Annotated in this window: 4 protein-coding genes and 1 pseudogene; all 5 read left to right on the top strand. The window is 44.8% G+C overall.

What is annotated here, in order from left to right; genetic code table 11:
• The coding region (locus PX482_RS03480; RefSeq protein WP_288122067.1) for a zinc ribbon domain-containing protein at positions 1 to 184 on the top strand (184 nt) is incomplete at its 5' end.
• A gap of 376 nt (positions 185 to 560) precedes the next feature.
• Positions 561 to 2,021, top strand: coding sequence for an efflux RND transporter periplasmic adaptor subunit (locus PX482_RS03475; protein WP_147069538.1), 1,461 nt, complete (start codon positions 561 to 563; stop codon positions 2,019 to 2,021).
• A 68-nt stretch (positions 2,022 to 2,089) separates the two neighbouring features.
• Positions 2,090 to 2,347 (top strand): annotated as a pseudogene (locus PX482_RS03470) (four helix bundle protein); the annotation flags it as partial.
• Positions 2,348 to 2,732: 385 nt separating this feature from the next.
• Complete coding sequence (locus PX482_RS03465) at positions 2,733 to 5,798, top strand: efflux RND transporter permease subunit (RefSeq protein WP_288122065.1); 3,066 nt, start codon at positions 2,733 to 2,735, stop codon at positions 5,796 to 5,798.
• Positions 5,799 to 5,942: 144 nt separating this feature from the next.
• Positions 5,943 to 6,935 carry an aldo/keto reductase gene (locus tag PX482_RS03460; RefSeq protein WP_288095899.1) on the top strand — a complete coding sequence of 331 codons (993 nt, stop codon included), beginning with the start codon at positions 5,943 to 5,945 and terminating at the stop codon, positions 6,933 to 6,935.
• Positions 6,936 to 7,080: the final 145 nt, after the last annotated feature.

Below are 7,080 nucleotides of genomic sequence, written 5' to 3'. Positions count from 1 at the left end.
TCGAGAATGGGACTGTCCAGACTGTGGGACTCACAATGACCGAGATATTAACGCCAGTAAAAATATTTTGGCCGCAGGGCTTGCGGTGTCAGTCTGTAGAGCGACCATAAGACCAGAACAGCGTAAATCTGTTAAGGCAGGTGCGGAACCCCGCAAGGGAAAGAAGCAGAAACCTAAATCGTGAGGTTTGGGAATCACCGTCCGTTTACGGCGGTGAGGATGTCAAGACCACAAGTAGGGGAGAGCCAGATTAACTGGCATAAAATCTCTAAATAAACCATTTAATTGATTATTACTCATTCTTAATTCTCCTGAATACTGCCTACTGTCTCCTGTCTCCTGACTACTGTCTCCTGACTACTGTCTCCTGTCTCGGAGTCTCCTGACTACTGCCTACTGTCTCCTGACTACTGCCTACTGAATCCTCACCAACCACGACAATTTGGGATTTTTACAGCAAGTCCACTTTCTCACTTTCCCCACCCGTGACCTTTTTCCGTTAGATTATAAATGGATACAAAACTTAACATTTTATCCAGAATCTACCGAGAGGGCAGACCGTGCGGCCAGATACCCTAGAAAATAACCAGCATTCAGCCGATAATTCGCTAGTTCCCGAAGTTATCGCATTTAAACCCGAAATTGAGCCAGAGGAACCCGAATACTCGCCAAAACCGACAAAAACCAACTCGTGGCTATCGGGAGGAAAGGGTTTATTTATCGGTGTGGGATTGGGGGTTTTATTGACCCTGGGGGCGACTCGTTTCGCTAATCGACCCCAAACAGCCCAAAACCCCAATACTCAGCCCGTAGCGGCAAAAAATGAAGCACCAGCACAAACAGTAACCACCACTAGGGTAGAATTTACTCCCGTGGCCCGCACCCTGAAAGCGACTGGAAGCGTGGCAGCCGATGAATTAATCCCGATTCTTTCCCAAGCGACGGGACTACAAATCAAAGAAATCTTTGTGGATGAAGGGGATAGGGTCAGCCAAGGTCAAATTTTGGCTCGTCTCGATGATACCGTCCTACAAGCGCAATTAACCCAAGCACAGGCAAATGTCGCCCAATCCCGGGCGCGTTTGGCAGAATTGCAAGCGGGTAGCCGTAAAGAGGAGATCGCTGGAGCTAAACAAACTATTCAACGCATAAAAGCCGAAATTAGTCAAGCTCAATCGGATTGGGATTTGGCCAAAAAACGCGTCCAGAGAAACCAAAGTTTAGAAGCGGAAGGAGCGATCGCCCGGGATCGTCTCGATGAAGTCCTCAATGAAGAAAGAAAGCAAGCGGCGATCGTACAACAGACCCAATCCCGTTTAGGAGAAGCAGAGCAGCAACTGGCACAATTGCAAGCAGGCAATCGTCCTGAAGTGATAGCCCAAGCTACAGCCCAATTAGCGGAAGCTCAAAGCCGTTTAGCCATTGTTAACGCCCAATTAAACGAGACGCGCCTGATTTCCCCGGTCAGTGGCAAAATTGCCGAAAGAAATGGCCGCATCGGGGATACCACCAACGGTCAAAATGCTCTCTTTAAAATCATCGAAAATGGGCGTTTAGAGCTAAGATTGCGGGTTCCTGAGAATCAATTGCCCTTAATCCGCGTCGGAGCGCCCGTTACTATCACTTCCGATGCTAATACCAGTTTAAAATTATCGGGACAGGTGCGCGAAATTAATCCCATCGTCGATGAGGCATCCCGTCAAGCAACGGTTAAAGTCGATTTAACCGACAATACAGGGTTAAAACCGGGGATGTTTTTACGAGGTGCGATCGTGACGAATACTAGCAATAGTTTAACCGTCCCCATGACCGCAGTTTTACCCCAAAAAGATAATCAAGCTCTAGTTTATTTAGTTGAACCTGATAACACCGTTACCGCCAAAACTGTGCAATTAGGTCAAATTATGCCGAATAATCGCGTGGAAATTCTCACCGGTTTACAAGCGGGCGATCGCATTGTGGCCAAAGGGGCAGCCTATCTCGGTGATGGCGACAAAATTACAGCAATCAGCGATCAGTAATCAGTGATCAGTAAACAGTGATCAGTGATCAGTAATCAGTAATCAGTGATCGGTAGCGGGGCAAACAGATGGAGAGTAAAGTTTATGATAAAGCTTATAAATTTGCCATTAGGATTGTTAAAGGCTATAAATATTTGTGTGAGACTAAACAAGAATATGTTTTGTCAAAACAGCTATTAAGGAGTGGCACTTCAATCGGGGCTAACATTGCCGAGGCTAATGGAGCTATTTCTCAAGCTGATTTTCGAGCTAAAATGTCAATAGCTTATAAGGAATGTCTAGAAACAAAGTATTGGCTGTCTCTATTGAAAGACACGAATTACATAGGGTCTGCTGAAAAAGTTTTTCGTAGGGACAGGGTGTGGGGTGTGGGGTGTGGGGTGTAGGTTTTTACCGATTCTCATCTGGTCAATTACCTAATTTTCAGAGAAAAAGTACCTGAATTTTACCCCGATCGCTTCCAGAACTGGTACTTTTTGATTGACAAAAAGTCTGAAAGTATTACCCAAAAAGGTTTTTAGATTTATTCAGCAAGCTCTACATAGAGGAAAGAGCCTTTCAAAGTATCAATGATGATGCGGAGGAAATTGGTAAAATGCTTTGGGCTATTCTAAAAACCTGCCAAGAAAATACCAAAAACCAAAAACCAAAAACTGATAACTGATAACTTACCCACTGATAACTGATAACTGATAACTGATAACTGAAATTATGGCTTTTAATATTTCTAATTGGTCTATCAAAAATCCCATTCCGACGATCCTGATCTCCCTGGTTATGGCCTTAATGGGATACATTGCCTTTCTAGGATTAGGGATCGATCGCTCTCCTAATATTGACATTCCGGCCGTGATTATCACCGTTAATCAACCCGGCGCAGGTCCAGAGGAATTGGAAACCCAAGTCACCAAAAAAGTCGAGGATGCGGTGGCTGCTTTGGGTAATATCGATCAAATTACTTCTACCATCAACGAAGGCAGCAGCACCACCACCGTTAACTTTATCCTTGGCACTAACAGCGATCGCGCTACCAATGATGTGCGTAATGCCATAGCGCAAATTCGGCAGGATTTACCCCAAGATGCTAATGATCCAATTGTCCAACGTTTAGAATTTGCCGGGGGTGCGGTGATGAACTACACCATCTCCTCCCCGAAAAGATCGATCGCCGAATTAAGTGATCTAGTTGATCGTCAAATTGGCCGCGCTTTAACGGGAGTGCCGGGGGTAGCACGAGTTGATCGCGTTGGGGGAGTCGATCGAGAAGTGCGTGTAGATTTAGATCCCGGTCGTCTGATCGCCTACGGTATCACGGCCACGGCGGTTAATGACCAAATTCGTAGTTTTAATATTAATTTACCCGGAGGGCGCTCGGAAATCGGTGGCAGTGAACAAACTGTCCGCACCCTCGGCAGCGCTGAAACGATCGAAGATTTAAGAAATTATCAAATCTCTTTACCTAACGGTGATACCGTCCCCTTAAGCAATTTAGGGACAGTTAGCGATAGTTCCAGTGATCCTCGACAAATGGCCCTCTTAGATGGGCAGCCAGTGGTGGGTTTTTCGATTTTACGGGGGACTGGCAGCACCTTGGTGACGGTAGAAACAGCAGTGCGCCAAGAAATCGAGAATTTAAAGAAAAAACTGCCCGAAGATATTAAATTTCAATTAATTTTTACCCGTGCTGACTCAATTCGTGCTAGTTACGAAAGCCTTCTGAGCGATCTCCTGATTGGTTGTATGATGACGGTGATCACGGTGGGTCTATTTTTAGGCAATTGGCGCGCCACGATTATCACGGGTTTGGCCCTGCCTTTGTCGATTTTCCCGACTTTTTGGGTGATGCAGTCCCTAAATTATACCCTTAACGGCATGACCCTACTGGCCTTAGCTTTAGCTTTGGGTAATCTTGTCGATGATGCGGTGTGTATGGTGGAGGACATCGATCAACATTTAGCTATGGGTAAAAAACCCTTGCAAGCGGCTTTTGATGCCTCAAAAGAGATTGGATTAGCCGTTTTAGCCAGTGCGGCGGCAATTATAGCGGTATTCCTGCCGGTTGCTTTTATGGGCGGTGTGCCGGGGCAATTCTTTCAACCTTTCGGCGTTACGGTGGCGGTTTCTACCCTATTTTCCAGTTTGATCGCTGTCACCGTCACTCCCATGTTAAGTGCCTATATTCTACAGCCGAAAAAGCTCAAAACTGGTGATGATAATCCCTCCTCGCGCCCCCGTTTTCGTCCCTACAAAAGTTTGTTAACTTGGTCCCTACGTCATCGAATCCTGACTTTATTGGCGGCTTTGGCCTTTTTTATCGGTAGTTTACAGTTAGTTCCCTTGATTCCAAAAGGGTTATTTAGTTCTGGGGATACCGGATTAAGTACAATAAGCCTAGAATTGCCTCCCGGTGCGACTTTGAATGATACTGTTGCCGTGGCTAATCAGGTGAATAGTTTACTGCAAAAAAATACCGCCGTCGCTAATGTTTTGGCTATTCCGGGAGATTCGGGACGGGTAAATACGGGGTTAATATATGTTAATTTAGTTCCTAAGGAACAGCGATCGCTAACTCAACGGCAATTTGAGGAACAAACCCGCCGGGATTTCCAGAAGATACCTGGTGCTAGAGTTAGTTTTCGGGCGCAGGGGGGAGCAGGAAGCACTAAGGATGTCGCTATTATTTTAAAAAGTGAAAATGGCGATATTTTAACCCAAACTGCCCAAAAATTAGAGCGAGAAATGCGGGCTTTACCCGGTTTTGTCGAGGTCAGTTCCGGGGTAAGTTTAGTTAAACCGGAGATCATTATTCAACCGGATCCTGTCCGGGCTGCCGATCAGGGAGTCTCGGTCAGAGCGATCGCTCGTACTGCATCTTTAGCTTTAATCGGCGATAATGAGTTTAATTTAGCTAAATTTAACCTTGCTGACCGACAAATTCCCATCCGGGTAAAAATTGCCAATGATGGACGCAGTGAGATAGAAACTCTGCAAAATTTGCGCGTTCCTAGCAGTAATGGGACGTTAGTACCGCTTAACTCGGTGGCGACAATTAGCTTAGGTAGTGGACCTGCGGAAATTCAACGCTTTAACCGTCAACGTCAGGTTAATATTGGAGCTAATTTAGAGGGAGTTTCTTTGGGAAGTGCGGTGACACAAATTCGCACTTTACCAATCATGAAAAACTTACCCCCAGAGGTGACAGAAGAACCCTTTGGTGATGCTCGTATTATGCGCGATATCTTCGCTCGTTTTTTGGGGGCATTAAGTTTAGCAATTATTTCGATCTATGGGATTCTGGTCTTGTTGTATAACAATTTTCTCTATCCCCTAGCGATTTTAACTTCCCTTCCTTTATCGATTGGTGGTACTTTAATCGCTCTTTTAATTACCCAAAAAGAGTTAGGTTTATACGCTTTAATTGGCATAGTTTTACTGATGGGATTAGTCACTAAAAATGCGATTCTGTTAGTCGATTTTGCCCTGAGTGGCATTGAGGCAGGGAAACCGCAGTTTCAGGCGATGATTGATTCGGGAGTCTCTCGTTTACGACCAATTATTATGACCTCCGTTTCCACAATTGCCGGGATGTTACCGATTGCTTTAGCTTTGGGTGCAGATGGGGAAATTCGCGCACCGATGGCGATTGCCGTTATTGGTGGTTTTACCACTTCCACCCTGTTAACTTTGGTGGTTGTGCCGGTAATTTTTACTTATATCGATAGTTTTTACTATTGGTTGCGGGGATTATTTGTTAAACAAAAACCTAAGTCGATTTAGTACAGAAAACGGGTTTCTCGGAGAAACCCGTTTTCTTCTCATGCACTCATGCAAAAAGGGGAATAAATAATCAGTCTTTAATAACCAGATTTAGTATAAAATATCTTGCTGAAAGCTTGAGAAAAAACCCAGAGAAACTAACCCATGAATCCCTTGACAGTCACACATCAAACTCTATCCCTTCCCCCCATGGGCTGCGGTACTTGGGCCTGGGGAAATCGTCTTCTCTGGGGTTACGATGAGAGTATGGATAGCCAGTTACAAGCGGTTTTTAATCTCTGCGTCCAGTGGGGTGTCACCCTATTTGATACGGGAGACTCCTACGGGACAGGCAAACTCAACGGACAGAGTGAGAAGCTATTAGGACGCTTTACAGGGGAATATAGCGGTTATAACGCTGATCATATCCGTATTGCCACCAAACTCGCCCCTTATCCTTGGCGTTTAACCCGTCATGCCATGGTGAAAGCTTGTCAAGCTTCGGCAACCAGACTAGGCCGCCCAGTGGATTTAGTGCAAATGCACTGGTCAACGGGCAATTATGCGCCATGGCAGGAGGGAGGATTATTAGACGGATTGGGAGATTGTCTGGAAAAGGGGTTAGTTAAAGGAGTCGGTTTATCCAATTTTGGACCGAAAAGATTGAAGTCTGCCTATCAAAAGTTTGCCAGTCGCGGCATTCCTATTACCAGTTTACAGGTACAGTATTCTCTCCTTTCTACCTATCCTCTCACTGACTTGGGATTAAAGGAACTATGTGAGCAATTGGGTATTAAAATTATTGCCTATAGTCCCTTAGCTTTGGGGTTATTAACCGGGAAATATCGAGATAATAAAAACTTACCCCCAGGATTACGTCGCTTCCTTTTTGGTCAATTAATTCCCGCTATTTCTCCTCTGATGAGTTGCCTAGAAGTTATCGCCCAAGCTAAAAATAAGACTATTAGTCAAGTTGCCTTAAATTGGTGTATCTGTAAGGGAACAATTCCTATACCCGGAGCTAAAAATGTTCGGCAAGCTGAGGAGAATTTAGGCGCTTTAGGATGGAGTTTAGACAGTGGGGAAATAGCAGAATTAGATAAAATTGCCGCAGGTTTGGATAAAAAAATGGTACAAAATATCTTTCAAACTAAGTAGGGTATGCTGAATAAATCTAAAAACCTTGTTGGATAAGGCTTTTAGACTTTTTTGACCTCAAAAAGTCCCGACCCTTGCAGTGATTGAGGGGAAAATTCCGGGACTTTTTGCCTGAAAATTAGGTAATTGACCAGGTGAAAATGGG

Source organism: Microcystis sp. M53602_WE12 (assembly GCF_030065455.1).
In the GTDB taxonomy this organism is placed as follows: domain Bacteria; phylum Cyanobacteriota; class Cyanobacteriia; order Cyanobacteriales; family Microcystaceae; genus Microcystis; species Microcystis aeruginosa.
The sequence above is the reverse complement of the archived record's forward strand: the minus strand, read 5'-3'. Positions and strand labels throughout refer to the sequence as shown.

Coding starts and splice junctions, on each gene's coding strand:
- PX482_RS03465 (WP_288122065.1), top strand. CDS start 2,733: ATGGCTTTTAATATTTCTAATTGGTCTATCAAAAATCCCATTCCGACG.
- PX482_RS03460 (WP_288095899.1), top strand. CDS start 5,943: ATGAATCCCTTGACAGTCACACATCAAACTCTATCCCTTCCCCCCATG.